Raw genomic sequence first — 23,390 nt, 5'->3', positions numbered from 1 at the left:
GATCGATGTAGTCGGCCGCGAACAGCGGTGGCGTACGTGGAGTCACAGGCCGACGACGTGTTCGAGAGTGTCGAGTTCGGTGTCGAGGTGGTCGAGCATGTGGTGCAGGTTCGGGATGGTGCGCCTGCAGCCGGTCAACCCGAACACGAGTTGGTCGTCGCTGCTGGTGCAGGTGATGTTCAGGGCTTGTCCGGTGACCGGGATCGACAGGGGGTAGAGGGAGTCGAGGCGGGCGCCGTTCCAGTACAGCGGGGTGTCGGGTCCGGCGACGTTGGAGATCACCAGGTTGAACGGCGGCCGCTGCGGTCCTCGCCGGCCGAGGAGCATTTCGATACCGAGGGGGGTGGCGCCGACGGCGCTCATCGCCAGCACTTGGGCGGGACTCATCGCGCGGAGGGCGTCCTTGCCTTCGCGCATACAGGTGCGCACGGTGTCGAGGCGGTGGGCCGGGTCGGGCAGGTGGGTGGCGAGGTTGCACATCAGGACCCCGATCCGGTTCCCGCTCGAGAAGTCCGCATCGGTGCCGGAGGTGTTGGGGCGCAGGGACACCGGGACCATCGCGATCAGCGGATCGGCCGGCAGCGCACCGAGGTCGTGCAGGTAGCCGCGCAGTGCTCCTGCGGACATCGCCAGGATGATGTCGTTGACGGTGGCGTCGGCGTGTTTGGCGAGCAGCCGAATCCGTTCGAGCGGCCAGGTGCGGGCGGCGAAGTGGCGGGCACCCCCGATCGCGACGTTGAACATCGTGTGCGGTGCCTGCATGGACAGCGGGCCGCCCTTGGCTCGGAGGGCGCGTTCGATGGTGCCGGCCAGAGCCGGTGCCAGGCCGGCCACCTCGCTCGACGCGTCGCGGACGCCGCGCAGGACCTGACCGGGTAGGTTACGCCGGTTGGGCGGCATCGTCGCATGTTCCGGCAGCGCAGTGTCGGTCGCCGGCACGGGTGCGGCGGGTTGCCAGGGGGCGGGCATGCCGGTGCGGGTGGGGTCCTCACTCATGCTGCAGCGCAACAGATTCATCGCCGATGCGCCGTCGGCGAGGGCGTGGTGGATCTTGGTGTACACCGCGTAGCGGTCGTCGGCGAGGCCTTCGATCAGATGCATCTCCCACAGCGGTCGGCTGCGATCGAGTGCGGTGCCGTGCAGTCGTGCCACCAGTGTCATCAGTTCGGGCATCCCGCCCGGTTGGGGGAGGGCGAGGCGATGCACGTGATAGTCGACGTCGACGTCGGTCGCGGTGTCCCAACCCCACTGTCCCAGGGTGGTCACCGATCGACGGGCCTGCTTGCGGAAGAGCGGTGCCACCTCGTCGGAGGTGACAGCCGTCTCGAACATGTCCCCCATGCCGGCCGCGGACGATCCCTCGGGTGGGGTGAACACTGCCAGGCCGCCCACATGCATCGGATGTTTTCGCGACTCGCCGAGGAGGAACAGCGAATCGGTCGGCGACATCGGCAGCAGCATGCGAGGCATCCCTTCCGGCCCCGCCCGCACGCCCGCACTGCCACTGCGGGATTCCCGGGGCCCTCGTACAGCTCTAGGTAATCGAGTCGTAAGATAACGGTCAGGTGTGGTTCATATCACAATCCGGTGTCCTTTATTCAGTTGTACAGGACGCGTAGACAACCGCGCGAGGCCGAAAGTCCCGGATAGGACAAGTCGGGCACGCCGGCGGGGTCGGCCCGGGTGTGGTGGCGGCGAGGCGATGCCGTCACTGACCGGCGTCCCTCGAATTCGTCCGGCCGACTTCAGTCCTGCGGCCGGCGGGCGGGCGTGTTGCGGGCATCGTCGGTCGCGGTGCGGCGCCGGTCGATCGCGGAGGAGAACTCCGATCCGGGGGTTCGCGGGTCGAGGACGGCCGCGATGCCGAGGGCGTCGGCGATGGCGAGGGAGGCGCCCTGGCCTGCCGCTGGTGACATGCCGTGGGCGGCGTCGCCGATGATCACGGCCCGTCGATCACCCCACGAGGAGAGGTCGGGTACGCGTTCGGCATTGCAGGCGAAGATCGTCGGGGTCGGCGCGAGATGGCGGCGGACGTCCGGGGCCGGGGTCGGGAAGGCTGCGGTCAGCTCGCGTGCCCAGTCCTGCGACGAGTGCAGGCCGACACCGGCCGGCGGGAGCTCCGGGCGGGTCAGCCGCGCGAACCAGAAGATCCCCGTGTCGCCGCCGTCGAGGATGCCGAAGGTGTGTTCTGCGTGGCGGAAGAACGACAGCTCCCCGGGTCCGGGGTGTGCGTGGCCGGGGATGCGTGCGTGGTGGCCGTACAACACCACCTGGTCGTCGTAGACGGGTCGGGTGGGGCCGGCGATGATCTCTCCGCGCACGATCGAGGATATTCCGTCGCACCCGACGAGCACGTCCGAGGTGACGATCCGGCCGTCGGCCAGGTGCAGTCGCGCATCGTCGGGGGAGGTGTCCACCGCGGTGGCTGTCGCGCCGTGGATGATGGTGGCGCCGAGTTCCCGGCACCGCCGGCGCAGTGCGCCGATGAGATCGCGACGCCAGAAATGGTGGTGGCCGATCCCGTCGACAGGTGTCAGGGGTGCGCGTCGACTCCGGCCGTCGGTCGTCATCGAGATCGTGTGGACCGGGACCCCCGTGGCGCGGAGTGTGACGCCGACGTCGAGGGTGTCAAGGTCCGCGAGTGCCTGACCGGACACCGTGAGGTACGCGCCGTCCTCGCCCGCGGGTTCGGGTTCGCGCCGCTCGTACACGGTCACCCGGTGCCCGTGGCCGACGGCGGCGATCGCGAGTGTCAGCCCGCAGATGCCGGCTCCGACGATGGTGATCTCGGGCATGGACCCTCCGTTTCTCGAATGCGGACGCGGTCGCCGGCACTACGCCTGGTCGCGGTTCTCCGACCGGCCACAGTGTGCCTGGAAGGGGTGCTCCTCGACTGCGTCCGGGCGCGGACGGGTGCGTCGCCGAAATCGCTTGAACAGGGTTGTATTGAAAACTTGTGCGTTCTAAGCTGGGGTATGGCGACGGTCGAGCACGACTCGGCGGTGCCGGGCGGATCCGGGAGCCGCCGGTACCGATCTCCGCTGCGCCGCATGCAGGCAGCGCAGACGCGGGCGGTCGTACTCGAGACCGCCACCCGGTTGTTCGCCGAGCGCGGCTGGGTCGGCACCGGAGTGCGGGATGTCGCGCGGACCGCGGAGGTCTCCGTCGAAACCGTCTACGCGACATTCGGATCCAAGGCCGACCTGCTGAAGTCGGCACTGGAGGTTGCCATCGTCGGAGACGACGCGCAGGTGCCGTTGGCCGACCGGCCCGTCTACACCGCGATCCGAACGGGGCGCACGCCCAGTGACCGCATCGAGTCGGGTGCGCGCATGATCGCCACGATCAACGAGCGCATCTACCGCCTCGCCGTGGCCATCCGCCAGGGTGCGACGGCGGATGCCACGCTCGCAGCGGTGGCCGCCGACCTGGAGGGGCAGCGCAGGCGCTCGGTCGCCGACGTCGCAGACCTGATCATGGGCCGTCACGCCGATCCCGGTCAGGTCGACGAACTGTGGGTCCAGACCCACGACCAGGTCTACGCCCTGCTCGTGGACGAATGCGGGTGGAGCCGTGTCCGTTACGAGTCGTGGTTGATCGACCGCATCGAAGAAATCCTCGGCCGCCCGGTGTGATCCACCGGCGTTCTCGTCTGGAGTAGGTCATGACTACCGACACTCGGCCCTCCGCCGACACCCGCATCATGCGCGTCGTCCACAACGCGCTGCGCCGCGATATCGCGCGCGCCTCGGGCGTGCTGCGCACGGCACCTCCGCCCGCACAGACCCAGCGGGTCGCCCTCGCCGATCATCTCGTGTGGATGATGCATTTCCTGCACTTGCACCACAGCGGCGAGGACCGTGGGCTGTGGCCGCTGGTTCGCGAGTTGAACCCGGACGCCGGGCCGCTGCTCGACGCGATGGACGCCGACCACGCGCGAATCGGTCCCGAGATGGAGCGGGTCGCCGCTGCCGCAACCGAGTATCGTGTGAATTCTGTTGCTCGCGTGCAGCTTTCGAATTCCATCACTGCTCTCGAGCAGGTTCTGCTGCCGCATCTACGGCGTGAGGAGGACGAGATGATGCCGGTCGTCGCCCGAACTCTGACCCCTCGTCAGTGGGACGACGTGGAACAGCAGGTGTTCATCGACTCGAAGACCAAGCGGGAGCTGGGGATCGAAGCTCACTGGATTGTCGACGGTGTCGATCGGGACGACTACGACGTCACCGTTCGCAAGGTCGGTCCCGTCACCCGGTTCGTGCTGCTCCACACGTTCGCACGACCGTATCGGCGGGCCTGCGCCGCCCGGTGGGGCGCCGACCTCGACGTGAGACCGCGGCACCAGCGGCCCGCCCGCACCGAGGGCTCGGCGGAACTGTGGATCGACGTGCCGGCACGGCAACTGTACGACGCGGTCGCCGACGTCACCCGCATCGGCGAACGCAGCCCGGAGTGCCGCAGGTGCGTGTGGCTGCCGGGACGGTCGCCGGGGACCGTGGGCGCCCGATTCCGGGGGCACAACCGCGCACATCACATGCGATGGTCCCGGGTATGCGAGGTGACCACCGCCGATCCGGGCAGGAGATTCGCATTCCACACGGTCTCGGATCGGCGAAACCCGCTGTACCACGACTCGACCACGTGGTCGTACACGTTCAGGGCGGACGGCGACGGCACCCGGGTGACGCACTCGTACCGGATCGACGTAATGCCGTACCGCCCGCTGCTCTCGCTCTACTCGCACGTCCAGCCGCAGCACCGCGACATGCGGCCGCAGATGCGGCAGAACCTGGAGGCGCTGCGGCGGCAGGCGCACGCCGGCACGGCTACAGCGGCCCTGCCCCGAACGGTCCAGCGGGAGCGGAGGACGTGATTCGGACGAGGTGATTCAATGGTGGTCATCGATCCCCACGGCAAGGAGAGCGCATGCTGGTGGCATTCAGCGTCAGCCCGATGGGCGGGGACTCCGACAGTGTCGGTGCCGCGGTCGCCGCGGCCGTGCGTGTTGTCCGCGAATCCGGGCTGCCCAACGAGACCACGTCGATGTTCACCACCGTCGAGGGTGAGTGGGACGAGGTGATGGCCGTCGTGAAGCGCGCGACGGACGTTCTGCTGGAACAGTTTCCGCGGGTCAGTCTGGTGCTGAAGGCGGATATCCGGCCGGCGCGCAGCGGTCAGCTTCGGGCGAAGGTCGAGACCGTGGAGCGTTACCTGGCCGAGTGACCGTTCTCGCCGGAGTACTGGTGGGCGAGTTCCGTGCCGATCCGGGCGAGTTCGGCGCGGACCGCCCTGGGTTCGAGCACCCAGGCCGTCGAGCCCCAGCCGGCGAGGTTTCGGGCGATGTCCAACGGGGTCGGTGCGGCGAGACGGACGCGGGCGCGACCGTCGTCGCTCTCACCGTCGGCGTGGCAGTGCCGCCCGAAGTGGTCACGCAGTATCGGCACGAACCTGGCGTCGATGAGCACGGTCGCCCACGTCGTGGAACGCCGCTGCTCCACCTCGCCGACCACGTCGTCCCACGCCGCTGTGAGGGGAAGTCGTCGGGGCGCTCGGCGGGTTGCTCCGTCGATACGGCGTCGACGATCCGGTCGACGCGGAACGTTCGCTGCCCCCGTTCGGTGCCGGCGAGCAGATACCAGATGTCGTCCTTGTCGACGAGACCCCACGGGTCGACGAGTCGTTCGGACCGCTGCCGGGCGTTGTTCGTGTAGGTCAGGCGCACTTTCCGGCGCCGGACGACGGCGGCCTGCAGCAGGTCGACCATCTCGGGTCTGCGGCGGTCGCGCTCGCCCCACCGGGTGGGATCGATCAGGGTGGCAGTGGCGGCGGCCTCGGCGTCGGCCCGGAAGGTCTGTGGCAGCGCCCGCACGAGTTTGCGCAGCGCCGCCTTGGCCTCACCCGAGACGGCGGCGGCCGGGCCGACCAGCAGGAACAGCGCCTGCGCTTCGGTTGCGGACAGTCCGCTGAGGTCGGTGCGAGCGCCGCCGAGGAGCGACCATCCGCCGCCGCGGCCGGACTGCGGATACACGGGGATACCTGCGGCGGACAGCGCCTCGAGGTCGCGCCGCGCGGTGGCGACGGACACCTCGAGTTCGTCGGCCACTTCGGCGGCGGTCACCCGCCCCCGGGACTGCATCAGCAGGAGGGTGGCGACGAGTCGGTCAGCGCGCATGTCCACAGTGTCCCTCGGAAAGTGCTCAATTGGTGAGCACTTTGAGTCGGAGGATGGATCTTGTCACCGACCGAGGAAGGGATCCACCGATGTTGCGAGGACTCACCACCGTCAGCTTCTATGCCGACGACCTGACGGCCGCCCAGGCCTGGTACACCGAACTGCTCGGAGTCGAGCCGTATTTCGTGCGCTCGGTGGCGGGGTCGCCCGCCTACGTCGAGTTCCGGATCGGCGACTACCAGCACGAACTCGGCATCATCGACAGCCGATTCGCCGGACCGGACCGGTCGCGCGACGCCGAGAACACGATGACCTACTGGCACGTCGACGATCTGAAGGCGGGTGTCGAGCGGCTGCTGTCCCTGGGCGCCACCCTGCACGGGAAGCCGGTCGAACACGGGCCCGGATTCGTCACCGCGTCCGTGGCCGATCCGTTCGGGAACATTCTCGGCGTCATGTTCAACCAGCACTACCTGGACATTCTCGCGTCGAAGGCAGGGATGTGACATGAACACCGTCGTCGCTCGCACGACCGCACAGTGGCGTGCATGGCTTTCGGAGAATTGCCGGTCCGAGAAGGAGGCCTGGTTGATCATCCAGCACAAGGGCAGCGGGACGCCGAGTGTCCGCTATCCCGAGGCGATCGAGTAGGCGCTGTGCTTCGGATGGATCGACGGCCTGCACCGCTCACATGACGCCGACAGCTCGCGACTGCGCTTCACACCCCGCACCGCGCGCAGTTCCTGGAGCCGGGCCAACCGGCAGCGCGCGGCGAGCATGATCGAGCAGGGACTGATGACCGAGGCGGATCACGCGGCCATCGAACTGGCCAAGTCCGCGGGGACCTGGGAGAACGCGACACAGGACGACAGCTCGGTGGTTCCCGGCGATCTGAGGGCAGCGTTCGCGCGAAACGAGGTTGCACACGCGAACTTCGAGAAGTTTCCGCCGTCTTCGACACGGTTGATCCTGGAGTCTTCCGCGCAATCCCGGTCCTTCAGGTCCGGGATAGCCGATCTGGATTTGTCGGACCCTGGGGCTAGTGTCTGGGTCATGGCGGGGAGGGTGGTGAAGCGGGCGTTCAAGTACCGTTTCTATCCGACTGCGGTGCAGGCGGAACAGCTCGCTCGAACGTTCGGGTGCACCCGGTATGTCTACAACCGGGCGTTGGCCGAGCGGACGCGGGCCTGGTCGCAGGAGCAGCGGCGGATCACGTACGCGGACACCTCGAAGATGCTCACCGGATGGAAACGGGACCCCGAGACCGCGTGGTTGGCGGAGCCGTCGAAGGGGCCGTTGCAGGAATCGCTGCGGCAATTGCAGGGCGCGTTCGAGAGGTTCTGGCGCAAGCAGTCCCGCTACCCGCAGTTCAAGAGTAAGGGCCGGTCGAAGGATTCGGCGACCTACTTCTCGAACTGCTTCACCTACCGGGGCGGGCAGCTCCGGTTGGCCAAGCAGTCCGAACCCCTGGACATTCGGTGGTCGAGGCCGCTGCCGGAGGGGGCCGTGCCGTCGCAGGTGACGGTGTCGCGTAACGCTCGCGGGCAATATCACATCTCGATCCTCGTCGAAGACGTGATTCCCGAGCTCGAGCCGGTCGATCGGGTGGTCGGGCTCGACGCCGGGATCACGAGCCTGTACACGCTCTCGACGGGGGAGAAGATCGCCAACCCGCGCCACGAGCGCACGGACCGTGTGCGGTTGGCGAAGGCGCAGCGGACGCTGGCCAGGAAGGAGAAAGGGTCCCGTAACCGGGCCAAGGCCCGACTGAAGGTCGCGAAGATTCGTGGCCGGATCGCCGATCGGCGCCGCGATTATCTGCACACACTCTCTACTCGACTGGTGCGCGAAAACCAAGTGATCGCCATCGAGGATCTGAGTGTGCGGAACATGGTCAAGAATCGGTCGTTGTCTCGGGCGATCTCGGATGCGGGCTGGTCCGAGTTCCGGTCGATGCTCGAGTACAAGGCCGACTGGTACGGGCGGCGGGTGGTGGCGGTCGACCGGTTCTGTCCGTCGTCGAAGACCTGCTCGGTGTGCGGGGAGATCGCCGGGGCGATGCCGCTGAATGTGCGGGAGTGGGCGTGCCGATGCGGCGCGGTCCATGATCGGGATGTGAATGCGGCGAGGAACATTTTGGCCGTCGGACTGACGGTGGCAGCCTGCGGAGACGGTGTGAGACCACCCCGCACCTAAAGTGTGGGGAGGCGACTGTCTGTGAAACAGGAACCTCGGGGCGCGAGTCCCGAGGGGAATCTCGGTCGTTCACGGCCGAGAGGAAGTCAAAGCGTCAGCCAAGAAGCCGGACACGAGGAAGCGGCGGATCGAACGGACGGTCACGCTGGCTGCGATGAATCTGCGGGCCAACCATCCGGGTGTCCGGATCGGGGACGGTGTGCAGTAGCAGATCATTCCGGCGACCGGAGAGGGGAGAATCGAATGGACTGGCCGCACGAACTCGCCGATCAGCTCAGCTGGCACTGGGACCATCAATTGCGCCCACGGCTGACGGGGCTGACCGATGAGGAGTACTTCTGGGAGCCTGCCCCGGACTGCTGGAGTGTGCGCCCGAGAGGCCACTCGCAGGCTCCCGTTCAGGCCGGCAGCGGCGAGTTCACCATCGACTTCGCCTTTCCCGCGCCGGACCCGCCGCCGATCACGACCATCGCCTGGCGGCTCGGGCACATCATCGTCGGTGTCTTGGGCATGCGGATCGGCAGTCACTTCGGCGGCCCGCCCATGGACTACGAGACGTTCGACTACGCCGGCACCGCTGCGCGGGCGCTCACCCAACTCGACGAGCAGTACGACGCCTGGTGCGACGGCGTGCGGGGTCTCGGAACCAGCGGCCTCGCCGAGCCGTGCGGGCCCAGCGAGGGACCGTTCGCGGACTACCCGATGGCGGCGCTGGTGTTGCACATCAATCGCGAGGTCATCCACCACGGTGCCGAAGTGGCGCTGCTGCGCGACCTGTACCTGCGACGGCAGGCCTAGCGTGCGCCCGCGACCCGGGCGAGCCGGCGGACGAGGATCCGCACGACCGGGCCGTAGGTGACGCCGAGCACCGCATCGAGCGGCCCGGGCGCGGACATCGTCATCGTGATCCGCGAACCGTGGCCGCGGGGCTCGACGAGGTGATCGAGCGTCATCGGCCCCACCTGCCAGGTCCAGGAGCGGCCGGGTGTCGTGGCCGAGATGGATACGGGAACGGGCACGATCCAGAGCAATCGGGCCGCGCCGCACCTGCCGGACTCGATCTCGGGGGAACCGAGACCCCACGCGCCGCGCACGTGCGGCGCCCACTCGGGCCAGCGCGCCGGCTGAGCGACGAGCGCCCACACGGCGTCCACCGAGGCGTCGGAATCAGCTGAGAAGGAATGCGGCACGGGGTAGGAGTACCCGTTTTCGGCCCCGGCCGACGGGGAGGGGGTGGACGTGAACAACGGGTGAACTGGGCCGTGTCGAGTTGCGTGTAACTCGCGGTACTGGCCACGCTTGTAGGGAACGGTGAGGGAGGGAGCCGATCATGCTCGTTCGTCTACCCGGGGTGTATCGCCCCCAGCGCGACACGTGGCTGCTCGCCGAGGTGCTGGCCACCCGAGAACTCGGCCCGGGCACCCGCGTGCTCGATCTCTGCTGCGGCACAGGCGTGTTGAGTGTCGAGGCGTGTGCGGCGGGGGCCGGCTGGGTGACCGCGGTCGACGTATCCCGCCGCGCCGCGATCAGTACGTGGCTCAACGCCACATTGAACCGCCGGACGATCCGTGTGGTGCGGGGCGATCTGGTGGACGCGGTCCGGACTCTTCGCTTCGACGTGGTGGTGGCCAACCCGCCGTACGCGCCGGCGACCGACGACGCCAGGCCGGGCCGGGTTCTCGCGCGGGCCTGGGACGGGGGCATCGACGGGCGCGCCGTGCTCGACCGGATCTGCAGCGAAACCCCGGACCTCCTCGCTCCCGGCGGCACGCTGCTCCTCGTCCAGTCGACGCTCAACGGAGTCGACAAGACGCGGGCCATGCTCGAGGAACGGGGACTGCGGGTGGACGTGGTGGCGGCGGAGGACGTGCCGTTCGGTCCCGCGCTCACGTCCCGCACGAGGATGCTGGAGGCACGGGAGATGATCCGGCCGGGCCAGCGCACCGAGCGCATCGCGGTGCTGGCGGCGACCGACCTGCGGTCCGGCGACACGCGGCACTGACCCGGCGAGCGCATCGACCCGATTCCGGTGTTTGTCCGATTCGCCACGATCGCGCGGCAACTGCGGTTCCATGGACGGGTGCGTTCAGGACTTCGCAAGGTATCGAAGTCGGCGCGGACCCCGAATCCGGCGTCGGCCCACTCGACCTGAAGGAGAGCAGACGTGGTCATCCCGCACACCGGTGGTCCCGCGGAGGAAGCCCTGCTCAGGGGAGGGCGCTTCTTCACCCCGGGTGTGTTCTCGGACGACCTGCGCACCGTCACCCGGGAAGGCGGGCGGCAGGGCGATGTCTTCTACCGGGACCGCTGGAGCCACGACAAGGTGGTGCGGTCCACCCACGGCGTGAACTGCACCGGATCGTGTTCGTGGAAGATCTACGTCAAGGACGGGATCATCACGTGGGAGACCCAGGAAACCGATTACCCGTCGGTGGGTCCGGACCGCCCGGAGTACGAACCCCGCGGCTGCCCCCGCGGAGCGGCGTTCTCCTGGTACACCTACTCGCCGACACGCGTGCGGTATCCCTACGCGCGCGGGGTTCTCGTCGAAATGTACCGGGAGGCGCGTGAGCGTCTCGGTGATCCGGTGGACGCGTGGGCCGACATCCAGGCCGACCCCGCACGTCGCCGCAAGTATCAGCAGGCCAGGGGCAAGGGCGGGCTCGTGCGGGTCACCTGGGCCGAGGCCACCGAGATGATCGCCGCGGCGCACGTGCACACCATCAAGGAATACGGTCCCGACCGCGTCGCCGGGTTCTCACCGATCCCCGCGATGTCGATGGTGTCGTTCGCCGCGGGATCGCGGTTCGTCGAACTTCTCGGTGGCGTCATGACCTCGTTCTACGATTGGTACGCCGACCTGCCGGTTGCCTCGCCGCAGGTGTTCGGCGACCAGACCGACGTTCCCGAGTCCGGCGACTGGTGGGACGCGGCGTATCTGATGATGTGGGGTTCCAACGTTCCGGTCACCCGGACGCCGGACGCCCACTGGATGGCCGAGGTGCGGTACCGCGGAACGAAAGTCGTGTCGGTCAGCCCCGATTACGCCGACAACACGAAATTCGCCGACGAGTGGATGCCGTGCGCGGCGGGCACGGACGGCGCGATGGCGATGGCGATGGGACACGTGATCCTGTCGGAGTTCTTCGTGCCGCGGCGGGAGCCGTTCTTCGTCGACTACGTGCGGCAGTTCACGGATCTGCCGTTCCTGATCGCACTGGAGGAACGCGACGGCCGCCTCGTTCCGGGAAAGACCGTGACGGCCGCGGATCTCGGGGACACGAGCGAGAACGCCGCGTTCAAACCCGTCCTGGTGGACGGCGCGACCGGCGACGTCGTGGTGCCGCACGGTTCCCTCGGATTCCGTTACGGCGACGAGGGCGTGGGGAAATGGAACCTGGACCTCGGTGACGTCGTTCCCGCGCTGACGGTCGCCGGGCCCGACGGGGACGGCGAGACCGCCGCGGTGCACCTGCCGCGGTTCGACACCCCGGACGGCCACGGCGAGACGCTGGTGCGCGGTGTGCCGGTCCGCCGGGTCGGCGACCTTCGGGTGTGCACCGTCTTCGATGTCCTGCTCGCCCAGTACGGCGTTGTGCGGCCCGGGCTTCCCGGTGACTGGCCCGGCGGCTTCGACGACGCGGGCACCCCGTACACCCCGGCGTGGCAGGAGCCGATCACCGGGGTCGCGGCGGCGCAGGTGATCCGGATCGCCCGCGAGTTCGCGACCAACGCCGTCGACTCGGGCGGGCGTTCGATGATCATCATGGGCGCCGGGATCTGCCAGTGGTTCCACGGCGACGCGACGTATCGGGCGGTGCTGAGCCTGCTGTTGCTCACCGGGTCGATGGGCCGCAACGGCGGCGGGTGGGCCCACTACGTCGGGCAGGAGAAGTGCCGACCCGTCACGGGATGGGCGACGGTTGCGATGGGCACGGACTGGAGTCGTCCGCCGCGCCAGATGGCGGGCACGTCGTATTGGTACGTCCACACCGACCAGTGGCGGTACGACGGGTACCGCGCCGACGCCCTCGCGAGCCCCACCGGCCGGGGAAACTTCCGGGGCAGGCACACGATGGACGTGATGACGTCGGCCGTCTCGATGGGGTGGACGCCGTTCTATCCGCAGTTCGACCGCTCCAGCCTCGACCTGGCGGACGAGGCCGAGGCCGAGGGGCGTGACGTGGTGGAGCACGTGACCAGCCGATTGGCCTCGGGGGAGTTGAAATTCGCGCTCACCGACCCGGACGATCCGCGGAACTGGCCGCGGGTGCTGAGTGTGTGGCGCGCGAACCTGCTCGGTTCGTCGAGCAAGGGAAACGAGTACTTTCTCCGTCATCTCCTCGGCACGTCGTCGAATCTGCAGGCGGAACCCACGCCCGAGGACCTCCGTCCGAACGAGGTGACGTGGCGCGACGACATCCCGGAGGGCAAGCTCGACCTGCTGATGTCCATCGACTTCCGGATGACGTCCACCACGTTGCTGTCGGACGTCGTCCTTCCCGCCGCGACCTGGTACGAGAAGTCCGACCTGTCGAGCACCGACATGCACCCGTACCTGCACGCCTTCTCGCCGGCGATCGACCCGCCGTGGGAAACCCGTTCCGATTTCGACGCTTTCGGTGCGGTGGCGCAGGCGTTCAGCGTGCTGGCGCGACGGCATCTCGGTGTGCGCCGCGACGTCGTGATGGGCACGTTGCAGCACGACACCCCGGGAGCGATGGCGTACCGGGGCGGCACCGAACAGGATTGGCGGGCGCGCGGTGAGACGCCGGTCCCGGGCAGGACGATGGGGCCGCTGGTGGTGGTCGAACGGGACTATCCCGCCGTCGCCGAGAAGTGGGCGGCGCTGGGCCCACTCGTCGAGTCGGCGGGGCTCACCACCAAAGGCGTCACCACGCATCCGGACCGAGAGGTACGCGAACTCGCCGCCGAGCACGGTGTTCTCGACTCCGGTGTCGCCGCGGGTCGTCCGGCGCTCGACACCGCCGAGAAGATGGCCGAAACCATCCTGGCGCTGTCGGGGACGTCGAACGGCAGACTCGCCGTCCAGGGATTCCGCGAACTGGAGAAGCGGACGGGCAGGCCGCTCGCGCACCTCGCCGAGGGAAGCGAGGAGCGCCGGATCACGTTCGCCGACACCCAGGCCCGGCCTGTTCCGGTGATCACCAGCCCCGAATGGTCGGGCAGCGAGACCGGCGGTCGCCGGTACGCACCGTTCACGGTGAACATCGAGGAGTTGAAGCCCTTCCACACGCTGACCGGGCGCATGCACTTCTTCCTCGACCACGACTGGATCGAGGAACTGGGGGAGCAGTTGCCCATCTACCGCCCGCCGCTCGACATGGCCCGGTTGTTCGGCGAACCCGCCGTGGGCGATCGGCAGGGCGGGATCGGGCTGAGCGTGCGCTATCTGACCCCGCACTCGAAGTGGTCGATCCACTCCGAGTACCAGGACAACCTGTTCATGCTGTCGCTGTCGCGGGGTGGGCCCACCATGTGGATGAGCCCGAACGACGCCACGCAGATCGAGGTGCGGGACAACGACTGGGTGGAGGCGGTCAACCGCAACGGGGTGGTGGTGTGCCGGGCGATCGTCTCGCACCGGATGCCGGACGGCGTCGTCTACGTCTACCACGCGCAGGAACGCACCATCGACGTGCCACTCACCGAAACGACAGGACAGCGTGGGGGCATCCACAATTCGCTGACCCGGCTGCTGATCAAGCCGTCCCACATGGCCGGCGGCTACGCGCAGACGTCGTTCGCGTTCAACTATCTGGGGCCGACCGGGAACCAGCGCGATGAGGTGACGGTGGTGCGCCGTCGCTCGCAGGAGGTGACGTACTGATGCGTGTCATGGCTCAGCTCGCGATGGTGATGAATCTCGACAAGTGCATCGGCTGCCACACCTGTTCGGTGACGTGCAAGCAGGCGTGGACCAATCGCTCGGGCACCGAATACGTGTGGTTCAACAACGTGGAAACCCGGCCCGGCCAGGGCTATCCGCGCACCTACGAGGACCAGGAGAAGTGGCGCGGCGGGTGGGTGCGGGACGGCAAGGGGCGGCTACGCCTGCGGGACGGCGGCCGGTGGAAGAAGCTCTCGCGGATCTTCTCGAACCCGAAGATGCCGTCCATCGACGACTACTACGAACCCTGGACGTACGACTACGAGAACCTCACCCGGGCCCCGCTCGGCGAGCACATACCCGTCGCGGCGCCGCGCAGCCTGATCAGCGGCAGGCCGATGAAGGTGGAGTGGTCGGCGAACTGGGACGACGATCTCGCGGGTTCGCCCGAGATCCTTCCGGACGATCCGGTGCTGAAGAAGGTGAGCGACACCGTCAAGCTCGAACTCGAAGAGACGTTCATGTTCTACCTGCCGCGCATCTGCGAGCACTGCCTCAACCCGTCCTGCGTCGCCTCCTGCCCGTCGGGGGCGATGTACAAGCGGTCCGAGGACGGCATCGTGCTCGTCGACCAGGACAAGTGCCGCGGCTGGCGGATGTGCGTGTCCGGATGCCCGTACAAGAAGGTGTATTTCAACCACAAGACCGGCAAGGCCGAGAAGTGCACGTTCTGCTATCCGCGCGTCGAGGTGGGACTGCCGACCGTGTGCGCGGAGACGTGCGTCGGCCGGCTGCGCTACATCGGCCTGCTCTTCTACGACGTCGACAAGGTCCTGGCCGCGGCCTCGGTGGAGAACGACACGGACCTGTACGAGGCGCAACTCGACCTCCTGCTGGACCCCCGCGACCCCGCAGTTGTGGAGGGCGCCCGCGCGGAGGGAATCTCGGACGAATGGATCGAGGCGGCCCAGAATTCGCCCGTCCACGCCCTGATCACGGACTGCCGGGTCGCGCTTCCGCTGCATCCGGAATTCCGGACGATGCCGATGGTCTGGTACGTGCCGCCGCTGTCGCCCGTCGTCGACGCCGTCAGCCGCGACGGTCACGACGGCGAGGACGTCGGCAACCTGTTCGGTGCGCTCGACTCGTTGCGGATCCCGGTCGAGTACCTGGCGGGACTGTTCACCGCGGGCGACACCGAGGTGGTGGACGGCGTCCTGCGCCGCCTCGCTGCGATGCGGTCGTACATGCGCGACATCAGCCTCGGCCGAGAGCCGCAGCCCCACATCCCGGCCGCGGTCGGGATGACGGAGGAACAGATCTACCAGATGTACCGGTTGCTGGCGCTCGCGAAATACGAAGAGCGGTACGTGATCCCCACCGCCTACGCCGCCGACGGACACCGCCTCGAGGAGACGGCGACGCAATGCGCTCTCGACTTCGAGGGCGGCCCCGGCATGCACGGGTCCGGTCCCTTCGGTGAAGCCAGCGGCGGCCCGGTCCCCGTGGCGGTCGAGACATTCCACGCGCTGCGCGAGCGGCAGACCACCGGCGAGATGTCCGCCAACGCGAGCCACCCGTCCCGCGTGAACCTGCTGAACTGGGACGGCAAAGGCGCCCCGGCCGGCATGTTCCCGGAACGGAGCGAGCAGTCGTGACCGGACTGTTCCGCCGTCGGCGCGCGGCCACCCGCGATCGCCTGGTGTGGCACGCGGCGGCACTGCTGCTCGCGTATCCGGACGACGGCCGCGACGAGCGTCTCCACGTCGTCGCCGACATCCTCGGGCACCTGCCGCCCGATTCGAGGCGGCTGCTCGCGGAGGCGCATCGCTTCCTGTGCGAGACGGACCCGTATGTGGCGGCAGCGCAGTACGTCGAGACGTTCGATCTCCGCCGCCGCACGACGCTGTATCTGACGTACTGGACCGCGGGCGACACCCGCAACCGCGGCCGCGAGATCCTGGCCTTCGCCGACACGTACCGCCGCGCCGGGGTCGAACCGCCGAAGGACGAGTCGGCCGATCACCTGACGGTGGTGCTCGAGTTCGCCGCGCTCGTCGACGCCGCCGCGGGTGCGGGACTCCTGTCGGCGCACCGGGTTCCGCTCGACATGCTGCACGCGGCGCTCGGCGAGACGGGCTCGCCGTACGCCGGCGTCGTCGCGGCGGTGTGCGGCACACTGCCGCCCGCCTCCGACCGGGACGTGGTGCGGGCGCGGCAACTCGCCGCGGCCGGGCCGCCCGCCGAGGCCGTCGGGCTCGAGCCCTTCACCCTGACCGTTCCACCGCGCCGCGAAGGAGCGACCTGACATGTTTGCCGGTGAACTGTTCTGGGACATCGTGCCGTACGTGACGCTGGCGATCTTCGTGGTGGGCACGTGGTGGCGGTACCGCTACGACAAGTTCGGCTGGACCACCCGCTCCTCGCAGCTCTACGAGAGCCGGTTGCTGCGGATCGGCAGCCCGCTGTTCCACTTCGGCATCCTCGTCGTGATCGGCGGCCACGTCATCGGCCTGGTCGTCCCGCAGTCGTGGACCGACGCGATGGGGATGAGCGAGCACGCCTATCACGTCCAGGCCCTCGTGCTCGGCACGATCGCGGGGGTGGCGACCCTGGCCGGTGCGCTCGTTCTGGTGTACCGGCGGCGCACCCGCGGTCCGGTGTTCACGGCGACCACCTGGAACGACAAGCTGATGTACGCGGTGCTGCTCGCCGCGATCGTCGCCGGGCTGGCGACCACCCTGCTCGGATCCGGCGTCGTCGGCGAGGAGAGCAACTACCGCGAGACGGTATCGCCGTGGTTCCGGTCGATCTGGATCCTGCAGCCCCGCGGCGATCTGATGGCGCAGGCGTCACTCGCCTTCCACGTCCACGTCGCGATCGCGCTGGTGTTGTTCGCCCTCTGGCCGTTCACCCGGCTCGTGCACGCCTTCAGTGCTCCGGTGGCCTATCTGTTCCGTCCCTATATCGTCTACCGCAGCCGCGACGTCGCCCGAAACGGCGAGCTCATCGGCTCGCAACCACATCGTCGAGGCTGGTGAACCGTGGTCGGGGGCCGCGTGTAAAGTTTGCCGTTCGACGACGCCCAGCTTTCGAGGACCGCTGAACCACTACATGGCCAAGATCGATCGCAGCCGCACTGCCGCACTCACCCAAGCGCCGACCCTGCACGAGCCGGATGCCGGCGTCCGGCGCACCGTGCTCCCCGGCGGGCTCCGGGTGGTCACCGAATACGTTCCCGGTGTCCGATCGGCGTCCGTGGGCGTCTGGGTGGGTGTCGGATCACGTGACGAGCAACCCACCGTCGCCGGGGCCGCACACTTCCTCGAGCACCTGCTGTTCAAGGCCACGCCGTCGCGCAGCGCTCTCGACATCGCGCAGGTGATGGACGGCGTCGGCGGCGAGCTCAACGCCTTCACCTCGAAGGAGCACACCTGCTTCTACGCGCACGTGCTCGACGACGACCTGCCGCTCGCCATCGACCTCGTCAGTGACGTCGTCCTGCGCGGCCGCTGCCGGACCTCCGACGTCGACGTCGAACGCCAGGTGGTCCTCGAAGAGATCTCGATGCGCGACGACGACCCGGAGGACCTCCTCGGCGACGCGTTCCTGACCGCCCTGTACGGCGACCATCCCGTGGGCAGGCCGGTGATCGGCAGTGTCGAATCCATCGAATCGATGACTCGCACCCAACTCCACTCGTTCCACGTGCGGCGCTACACTCCGCCGCGCATGGTGGTCGCCGTCGCCGGCAACGTGGAGCACGAACACACGGTCGAGCTGGTGCGGCGCGCGTTCGCCGGGCACCTCGACTCGGCGTCCGAACCGGCTCCCCGACGCGCAGGCACCCTGCGCCTGCGCACGGAGCCGGCACTCAGTCTGACCAACCGGGACAGCGAACAGGTCCACCTCTCGCTCGGCGTGCGCGCGTTCGGGCGGCACGAGGCCCACCGCTGGGCGCTGTCGGTCCTCAACGCCGCCGTCGGCGGCGGGCTCAGCTCCCGGCTCTTCCAGGAAGTGCGGGAAATCCGCGGCCTGGCCTATTCCGTGTACTCGGGCATCGACACGTTCTCCGACACGGGCGCGTTCTCGATCTACGCCGGGTGCCAGCCCGAGAACCTCGGCGAGGTCACCACGGTGATCCGCGAGGTGCTGTCGAACGTGGCCGCCGAGGGCATCACCGACGCCGAGTGCGCCCGCGCCAAGGGTTCGCTGCGGGGCGGACTGGTTCTGGGACTGGAGGATTCGGGTTCCCGGATGCACCGCATCGGTCGCAGTGAGCTCAACTACGGCAATCACCGCAGCATCACCGAAACCCTGAGCAAGATCGACGCGGTCACCACCGACGAGGTCCGCGACGTCGCGAGGGTCCTGCTGCAGCGCCCGTTCGCCGCCGCCGTCGTCGGACCGTATCGTCGCAAGCGCGACCTGCCGGCCTCGGTGCGCGGCATCGTCCGGTAACGAGGATTCGCCGAACACCGACAGGAGCAGCCCGACATGAAGATCCGTGGAGCGGTACTCGAGGAGATCGGGAGAACGCGCCCGTTCGCCGAGTCGGCGCCGATCTCGATCTCCGAACTCGACCTCGACGAGCCCGGTGCGGGCGAGATCCTGGTCCGGATTGAGGCGGCGGGTCTGTGCCACTCCGATCTGTCCGTCGTCGACGGCAACCGCGTGCGCCCGGTCCCGATGCTGCTCGGGCACGAGGCGGCGGGACGGATCATGCAACTCGGCGCCGGCGTCGACGACGTCACGGTCGGGCAGCGCGTGGTCATGACGTTCCTTCCACGCTGCGGAGAGTGTGACGGCTGCGCCACCGACGGTCGCATGCCGTGCGTGCCGGGCACCAGCGCCAACAACGACGGCACCCTACTCGACGGGGGAGCGCGACTGCACCGCGGCGGCGCCACCGTGCACCACCACCTCGGGGTGTCCGGATTCGCGACGCACGCGGTCGTCAACCGGCGCTCGGTCGTTCCCGTCGGCGACGACGTCCCCGCCGACGTGGCGGCCGTGCTCGGATGCGCCGTCCTCACCGGCGGCGGCGCCGTCCTCAACGCGGGCGACCCGCAACCCGGCCAGGCCGTGATGGTCGTCGGACTCGGCGGCGTGGGAATGGCCGCGATCCTGACGGCCGTGTCCCGAGGCGCCGGCGAGGTCATCGGCGTCGACGCCGTGCCCGCGAAATTGCAGACCGCCCGCGAACTCGGAGCGACCGCGGTCTACACCCCGGCGGAACTCGAGGAAGCCGGGGTCCGGGCGCCCATCGTCATCGAGGCCGCCGGGAACGCCCGCGCGTTCGAATCGGCTGTTCGCGCAACCTCTCCCGGGGGCACGACGATCACCGTCGGACTGCCGAGCCCGGACGCGCAGTCGTCGATCTCCCCGCTCACCCTGGTGGCGGAGGCCCGCACGATCATCGGCAGCTACCTCGGCTCGGCGGTACCGTCCCGGGACATCCCGATCTACGAGGACCTCTGGCGCTCCGGGAAGCTTCCCGTGGAGAAGCTCATCTCCTCCCGCATCACGCTCGACGACATCAACCGCGGCATGGACGAACTCGCCGACGGCAACGCGATCCGGCAGATCATCGTGTTCGACTGATTCGCGCGGATTCCGTCAGTCGGAGTCGCTCGGGCGCCCCGTGACGTCTTCGACGGACAGTGCCGACAACGCGATCAGGCCGGCCAGAAAACTGATCAGACCACGGTCCTGCAGGTCGTCGAGCACACCGATGATCCGGGTCTTGTCGGCGCCGATCGTCTCCGCGAGCGCAGGCTGAGTGCGCAGCGGGTGCTCGTCGAGTGCCAGCAGCACGACGTAGCCCCACATGGTCAGCCCGTGTCCGAAGAGCACGGGGAGTTCTGCCGCCACCAGTGAGCGGTTCAGGTTCGAAGGCCCAGGTACCGACGACGGATGTGGACAAGGTCCGGCGCTGGGATGCCCGCGCCGTGGAGGCGAGTGTGGAGATCGTGACGAGCGGCGACCTGCCGCGCGCGACACCGTGCGCGCAGTGGCACGCCGAATACGAGAGCGGCCGCGCGCGAGGACGAGACGCAGGTCTCTCACCCCGCCCCTGCACAGCGGTCGGCACCCGGCGATTGCGTAGGCTTTCGGGCGAATCGTTGTGACTGGACGGAGCGTGGAGAAGTGAGCGCAGCAGCACCCATCAGGGTCGGGGTTCTCGGGGCCAAGGGCAAGGTCGGACGGGCGATCTGCGAGGCGGTGGAGCAGGCACCGGACCTCGAACTCGTCGCAGAGGTCGATCACGGCGACCGGCTCGAGTCCTTCGCCGAGGCCGGCACGCAGGTCGTCGTCGACTTCACCCACCCCGACGTGGTGATGGACAACCTGAAGTTCCTCGTCTCCAACGGCATTCATGCCGTCGTGGGCACCACCGGGTTCGACGACACGAGGCTCGACACCGTGCGGTCGTGGCTGACCGAGCGCCCCGACGTCGGGGTCCTGATCGCCCCCAACTTCGCGATCGGCGCCGTCCTCTCCATGCGCTTCGCCGAAGCGGCAGCACGATTCTTCGATTCCGTCGAGGTCATCGAGTTGCACCACCCCAACAAGGCGGATGCGCCGTCCGGCACCGCCTACCGGACCGCCGCCCTCATCTCGGAGGCACGCCGCAAGGCCGGCGTGGGACCGAGCCCCGACGCGACGACCACCGAACTGGACGGTGCGCGCGGCGCCGACGTGGACGGCGTGCGGGTCCATTCCGTACGGCTCGCAGGTCTGGTCGCCCATCAGGAGATCATCCTCGGCACGCAGGGCGAGACGCTGACCATCCGCCACGACTCGATCGACCGCAACTCCTTCGCCCCCGGCGTCCTGCTCGGTGTGCGGGAAATCGGCTCCCGCCCCGGTCTCACCGTCGGTATCGACCCCCTTCTCGACCTGTGAAGGACGGCTCGACCAAGACCGTCGTCACGATCGGACTGCTGGTCGCGGCCCTGGCGTTCTACTTCGTCCTGCTCGGGCAGCGCGGCATCGAGCTGATCCAGGACGGCGGGGCAGCGGCGATCGGCCTGGGTATCGGCGTCCTGATCCTGCCGTTCCTCGGTGCCTGGATCGTCTACGCCACGCTCCGCGCCGGATTCCAGCATCAGCATCTGTCCCGCCGCATCGCCGACGAGCGACTCGAACTGGACGTCACCGATCTCCCGAAGCGTCCGTCGGGCCGCATCGACCGGGACGCGGCCGACGCACTGTTCCAGCAGGTCAAGTCCGAATGGGAAGCAGACCCGGACAACTGGCGGAACTCGTACCGGCTCGCGCGCGCCTACGACTACGCCGGCGACCGCGGCCGGGCACGGGAAACGATGAAACGAGCCGTGGAACTCGAACGCGTCGAACGGGAAGCCGGGTCCGGCCGGTAGGGCACGGAACCGGTCGTACGCTGACGACTGTGAAGTCGCTACTCGTCGTCCACCACACGCCGTCGCCGGTGACCCGTGAGTGCCTCGAAGCCGTGCTGAAAGGCGCCCGGGACCCCGACATCGAGGGTGTCGAGGTGAAGTCGATCCCCGCACTCGGCGCGACCGTCCCCGACGTCCTCGAGGCCGACGGGTTCCTGTTCGGGACCTCCGCCAACTTCGGCTACATGTCGGGTGCACTGAAGCACTTCTTCGACACCGTCTACTACCCGTGCCTCGACGCGGTCGCCGGGCGCCCCTACGGACTCTGGGTGCACGGCAACAACGACACCGCCGGGGCCGTGACGTCGGTGCAGAAGATCGTGACCGGGCTGGCGCTGACCCAGGTCGCCGAGACACTGGAACTGACCGGATCTCTCGACGCGGGCGCGCGGGAGCGGTTGTACGAACTCGGCGCGACGGTGGCGGTCACGCTGGCCGACGACGCCTGACCACGTCGCCGTCGACTGTGTCGGTGGCCGATGGCAAGCTGCGGGCATGCGTGAGATGACCGCCGCCGCGGCCCGGAGAACGGCGCTCTGGGCGCAGGGGTTCGCCGACCGGAAGCCGGCCGGAACACCGACGCGCAGGCACGTCCGCTCGATTCTCGACCGCGTGCGGCTGTTCCAGATCGACTCCGTGTCGGTGGCCGTGCGGGCCCACTACGTCCCACTGTTCAGCCGTCTCGGGGTGTACGACCGCGGGCTCGTCGACTCGGCGGCCTGGTCGCACTCCGCCCGCGCACCCCGCATGCTGGCGGAGTACTGGGCGCACGAGGCGGCGTTCATCCCGGTCGAGGACTGGCCGCTGCTGCGCTGGCGGATGCACCGGTATCGGCACGGACGCTGGTCCGGCGAATCCCGCGTACTCGACCGCAATCCCACGCTCGCCGCCGACGTGCTCGACGTGATCGGCGCCGTCGGTGCGTGCAGCGCGGGCGACGTGGAGAAACATCTCGAGGTCGACCGGCCCGACCGCAAAGGTCCGTGGTGGGATCGCAGCGACACCAAAGTGGTGTGCGAGCAGTTGTTCGCGTCCGGCGCGCTGGCCGTCGACAAGCGGGTCGCCTTCACCCGTCACTACGACCTCACGGAACGGGTGCTGCCGGAAGCGGTGCTCGCCGAGAATGTTTCGGAGGACGACGCCGTCCGCGGCCTGGTGCAACGGTCCGCGCGGGCCCTCGGTGTCGCCACCGAACCCGATCTGCGCGACTATTACCGGCTGTCGCCGGCGCAGAGTGCCGCGGCCGTCGAGGACCTCGTCGAGGACGGTGTGCTCGAACGGGTCGGCGTCCGGGGCTGGGAGGCACCGGCATTCGTCCACCGCGACGTCCGGGTTCCCCGGAAGGTGGAGGGGGCGGCGCTGCTGTGCCCGTTCGATCCGCTGGTCTTCTGCCGGCCCCGCACCGAGCGGATATTCGACTTCCGGTACCGCCTCGAGATCTACACCCCCGCGCACAAACGTGTCCACGGGTACTACGTCTTCCCGTTCCTGCTGAACGGGGAACTGGTCGCGAGAGTCGATCTCAAGGCCGACCGCGGGTCGGGGACGCTCGAAGTGCGATCCGCGTTCGTCGAACCCGACCGGAGTCCGGGGCACGTGGTGGAGGCGCTGATCCCGGAACTGCGAAGAATGGCAACGTGGTTGGGCCTGGACGACATCCGGGTGGACGATCGCGGCAACCTCGGTGCGCTCCTCGCGGCCGAGGCGTCGCGGCCACGAGGAGCGTGAGAAACGTCGGGCTGCCGAC

22 protein-coding genes and 1 pseudogene are annotated in these 23,390 nt (G+C 68.7%); 18 read left to right on the top strand and 5 right to left on the bottom strand.

Annotated features, from left to right (window positions below; translation table 11 throughout):
• Positions 1-42: 42 nt before the first annotated feature.
• Both ACFTZB_RS13540 and ACFTZB_RS13535 read right to left on the bottom strand, forming a co-directional pair.
• Entirely contained in the window at positions 43-1,461 is a 1,419-nt protein-coding gene (locus ACFTZB_RS13540) for a wax ester/triacylglycerol synthase family O-acyltransferase (RefSeq protein ID WP_378432188.1), read from the bottom strand.
• A 284-nt stretch (positions 1,462-1,745) separates the two neighbouring features.
• The gene (locus ACFTZB_RS13535) at positions 1,746-2,795 is read right to left on the bottom strand and encodes an FAD-dependent oxidoreductase (RefSeq protein ID WP_378432186.1); all 1,050 of its coding nucleotides are present in this window, start codon (positions 2,793-2,795) and stop codon (positions 1,746-1,748) included.
• Between the two features lie 180 nt (positions 2,796-2,975).
• Between ACFTZB_RS13535 and ACFTZB_RS13530 the strand changes: the two genes are divergently transcribed.
• Genes ACFTZB_RS13530 through ACFTZB_RS13520 form a run of 3 tightly spaced genes read left to right on the top strand, consistent with a single transcriptional unit; the run spans position 2,976 to position 5,223 of the window.
• Entirely contained in the window at positions 2,976-3,635 is a 660-nt protein-coding gene (locus tag ACFTZB_RS13530; RefSeq protein WP_378432184.1) for a TetR/AcrR family transcriptional regulator, read from the top strand.
• Positions 3,636-3,664: 29 nt separating this feature from the next.
• Entirely contained in the window at positions 3,665-4,873 is a 1,209-nt protein-coding gene (locus ACFTZB_RS13525) for a hemerythrin domain-containing protein (RefSeq protein WP_378432181.1), read from the top strand.
• Positions 4,874-4,926: 53 nt separating this feature from the next.
• Positions 4,927-5,223, top strand: coding sequence for an MTH1187 family thiamine-binding protein (locus ACFTZB_RS13520; protein WP_072937944.1), 297 nt, complete (start codon positions 4,927-4,929; stop codon positions 5,221-5,223).
• Here ACFTZB_RS13520 and ACFTZB_RS13515 read toward each other — a convergent pair.
• A pseudogene (locus tag ACFTZB_RS13515) lies at positions 5,208-6,172 on the bottom strand (helix-turn-helix transcriptional regulator). The gene ACFTZB_RS13520 and the pseudogene ACFTZB_RS13515 overlap by 16 nt on opposite strands.
• A gap of 89 nt (positions 6,173-6,261) precedes the next feature.
• Here ACFTZB_RS13515 and ACFTZB_RS13510 point away from each other — a divergent pair.
• From ACFTZB_RS13510 to ACFTZB_RS13495, 4 genes are all read left to right on the top strand, one after another.
• Positions 6,262-6,678, top strand: coding sequence for a VOC family protein (locus ACFTZB_RS13510; RefSeq protein ID WP_378432178.1), 417 nt, complete (start codon positions 6,262-6,264; stop codon positions 6,676-6,678).
• 1 nt (position 6,679) lies between these two features.
• Complete coding sequence (locus tag ACFTZB_RS13505) at positions 6,680-6,823, top strand: hypothetical protein (RefSeq protein ID WP_378432176.1); 144 nt, start codon at positions 6,680-6,682, stop codon at positions 6,821-6,823.
• A 402-nt stretch (positions 6,824-7,225) separates the two neighbouring features.
• Positions 7,226-8,368: an RNA-guided endonuclease InsQ/TnpB family protein gene (locus ACFTZB_RS13500; protein WP_378432174.1), complete on the top strand. Its 1,143-nt coding sequence runs from the start codon at positions 7,226-7,228 to the stop codon at positions 8,366-8,368.
• 243 nt (positions 8,369-8,611) lie between these two features.
• A complete protein-coding gene (locus ACFTZB_RS13495) occupies positions 8,612-9,166 on the top strand; it encodes a DinB family protein (protein WP_378432172.1) in 555 nt (184 codons plus the stop codon).
• On the opposite strand, the gene ACFTZB_RS13490 is transcribed toward ACFTZB_RS13495, so the two are convergent.
• Complete coding sequence (locus tag ACFTZB_RS13490) at positions 9,163-9,558, bottom strand: SRPBCC family protein (RefSeq protein WP_378432170.1); 396 nt, start codon at positions 9,556-9,558, stop codon at positions 9,163-9,165. The two genes, ACFTZB_RS13495 and ACFTZB_RS13490, sit on opposite strands and share 4 nt — an antisense overlap.
• A 140-nt stretch (positions 9,559-9,698) precedes the next feature.
• Here ACFTZB_RS13490 and ACFTZB_RS13485 point away from each other — a divergent pair, with 140 nt between their 5' ends.
• The 7 genes from ACFTZB_RS13485 (at position 9,699) to ACFTZB_RS13455 (ending at position 19,823) form a co-directional block, all read left to right on the top strand.
• The gene (locus ACFTZB_RS13485) at positions 9,699-10,370 is read left to right on the top strand and encodes a HemK2/MTQ2 family protein methyltransferase (RefSeq protein ID WP_378432168.1); all 672 of its coding nucleotides are present in this window, start codon (positions 9,699-9,701) and stop codon (positions 10,368-10,370) included.
• Between the two features lie 162 nt (positions 10,371-10,532).
• Complete coding sequence (locus ACFTZB_RS13480) at positions 10,533-14,219, top strand: nitrate reductase subunit alpha (RefSeq protein ID WP_378432166.1); 3,687 nt, start codon at positions 10,533-10,535, stop codon at positions 14,217-14,219.
• Positions 14,219-15,877, top strand: a complete 1,659-nt coding sequence (gene narH / locus ACFTZB_RS13475) for a nitrate reductase subunit beta (protein ID WP_378432165.1) — start codon at positions 14,219-14,221, stop codon at positions 15,875-15,877. Before ACFTZB_RS13480 ends, narH begins: the two co-directional genes overlap by 1 nt.
• Positions 15,874-16,527, top strand: coding sequence for a nitrate reductase molybdenum cofactor assembly chaperone (gene narJ / locus ACFTZB_RS13470; RefSeq protein WP_378432164.1), 654 nt, complete (start codon positions 15,874-15,876; stop codon positions 16,525-16,527). Before narH ends, narJ begins: the two co-directional genes overlap by 4 nt.
• A 1-nt stretch (position 16,528) precedes the next feature.
• Positions 16,529-17,260, top strand: coding sequence for a respiratory nitrate reductase subunit gamma (gene narI, locus ACFTZB_RS13465; protein WP_378432163.1), 732 nt, complete (start codon positions 16,529-16,531; stop codon positions 17,258-17,260).
• Between the two features lie 73 nt (positions 17,261-17,333).
• Positions 17,334-18,680, top strand: a complete 1,347-nt coding sequence (locus ACFTZB_RS13460) for a M16 family metallopeptidase (RefSeq protein ID WP_378432162.1) — start codon at positions 17,334-17,336, stop codon at positions 18,678-18,680.
• Positions 18,681-18,716: 36 nt separating this feature from the next.
• A complete protein-coding gene (locus tag ACFTZB_RS13455) occupies positions 18,717-19,823 on the top strand; it encodes a zinc-binding dehydrogenase (protein WP_378432161.1) in 1,107 nt (368 codons plus the stop codon).
• Positions 19,824-19,838: 15 nt separating this feature from the next.
• Here ACFTZB_RS13455 and ACFTZB_RS13450 read toward each other — a convergent pair whose 3' ends face one another.
• Complete coding sequence (locus ACFTZB_RS13450) at positions 19,839-20,093, bottom strand: hypothetical protein (RefSeq protein WP_378432159.1); 255 nt, start codon at positions 20,091-20,093, stop codon at positions 19,839-19,841.
• Between the two features lie 276 nt (positions 20,094-20,369).
• Here ACFTZB_RS13450 and dapB point away from each other — a divergent pair, with 276 nt between their 5' ends.
• The 4 genes from dapB to ACFTZB_RS13430 are packed head-to-tail and all read left to right on the top strand — an operon-like array spanning position 20,370 to position 23,371.
• A complete protein-coding gene (dapB, locus tag ACFTZB_RS13445) occupies positions 20,370-21,128 on the top strand; it encodes a 4-hydroxy-tetrahydrodipicolinate reductase (protein WP_378432158.1) in 759 nt (252 codons plus the stop codon).
• A complete protein-coding gene (locus ACFTZB_RS13440; protein ID WP_276136603.1) occupies positions 21,125-21,604 on the top strand; it encodes a hypothetical protein in 480 nt (159 codons plus the stop codon). Before dapB ends, ACFTZB_RS13440 begins: the two co-directional genes overlap by 4 nt.
• Before the next feature lie 29 nt (positions 21,605-21,633).
• The gene (locus ACFTZB_RS13435; protein ID WP_378432157.1) at positions 21,634-22,092 is read left to right on the top strand and encodes a flavodoxin family protein; all 459 of its coding nucleotides are present in this window, start codon (positions 21,634-21,636) and stop codon (positions 22,090-22,092) included.
• Positions 22,093-22,138: 46 nt separating this feature from the next.
• Positions 22,139-23,371 carry a winged helix-turn-helix domain-containing protein gene (locus ACFTZB_RS13430; protein ID WP_378432156.1) on the top strand — a complete coding sequence of 411 codons (1,233 nt, stop codon included), beginning with the start codon at positions 22,139-22,141 and terminating at the stop codon, positions 23,369-23,371.
• Positions 23,372-23,390: the final 19 nt, after the last annotated feature.

Origin of the sequence: Rhodococcus sp. NPDC057014 (assembly GCF_042673295.1) — a bacterium.
In the GTDB taxonomy this organism is placed as follows: domain Bacteria; phylum Actinomycetota; class Actinomycetes; order Mycobacteriales; family Mycobacteriaceae; genus Rhodococcus_F.
This window is presented reverse-complemented; position numbering and strand designations above follow the sequence as displayed.

Coding starts and splice junctions, on each gene's coding strand:
- ACFTZB_RS13485 (WP_378432168.1), top strand. CDS start 9,699: ATGCTCGTTCGTCTACCCGGGGTGTATCGCCCCCAGCGCGACACGTGG.
- ACFTZB_RS13500 (WP_378432174.1), top strand. CDS start 7,226: ATGGCGGGGAGGGTGGTGAAGCGGGCGTTCAAGTACCGTTTCTATCCG.
- ACFTZB_RS13495 (WP_378432172.1), top strand. CDS start 8,612: ATGGACTGGCCGCACGAACTCGCCGATCAGCTCAGCTGGCACTGGGAC.
- narH (WP_378432165.1), top strand. CDS start 14,219: ATGCGTGTCATGGCTCAGCTCGCGATGGTGATGAATCTCGACAAGTGC.
- ACFTZB_RS13535 (WP_378432186.1), bottom strand. CDS start 2,795: ATGCCCGAGATCACCATCGTCGGAGCCGGCATCTGCGGGCTGACACTC.
- ACFTZB_RS13455 (WP_378432161.1), top strand. CDS start 18,717: ATGAAGATCCGTGGAGCGGTACTCGAGGAGATCGGGAGAACGCGCCCG.
- ACFTZB_RS13460 (WP_378432162.1), top strand. CDS start 17,334: ATGGCCAAGATCGATCGCAGCCGCACTGCCGCACTCACCCAAGCGCCG.
- ACFTZB_RS13540 (WP_378432188.1), bottom strand. CDS start 1,461: ATGCTGCTGCCGATGTCGCCGACCGATTCGCTGTTCCTCCTCGGCGAG.
- ACFTZB_RS13530 (WP_378432184.1), top strand. CDS start 2,976: ATGGCGACGGTCGAGCACGACTCGGCGGTGCCGGGCGGATCCGGGAGC.
- narI (WP_378432163.1), top strand. CDS start 16,529: ATGTTTGCCGGTGAACTGTTCTGGGACATCGTGCCGTACGTGACGCTG.
- ACFTZB_RS13510 (WP_378432178.1), top strand. CDS start 6,262: ATGTTGCGAGGACTCACCACCGTCAGCTTCTATGCCGACGACCTGACG.
- ACFTZB_RS13520 (WP_072937944.1), top strand. CDS start 4,927: ATGCTGGTGGCATTCAGCGTCAGCCCGATGGGCGGGGACTCCGACAGT.
- ACFTZB_RS13525 (WP_378432181.1), top strand. CDS start 3,665: ATGACTACCGACACTCGGCCCTCCGCCGACACCCGCATCATGCGCGTC.
- ACFTZB_RS13430 (WP_378432156.1), top strand. CDS start 22,139: ATGCGTGAGATGACCGCCGCCGCGGCCCGGAGAACGGCGCTCTGGGCG.
- ACFTZB_RS13505 (WP_378432176.1), top strand. CDS start 6,680: ATGAACACCGTCGTCGCTCGCACGACCGCACAGTGGCGTGCATGGCTT.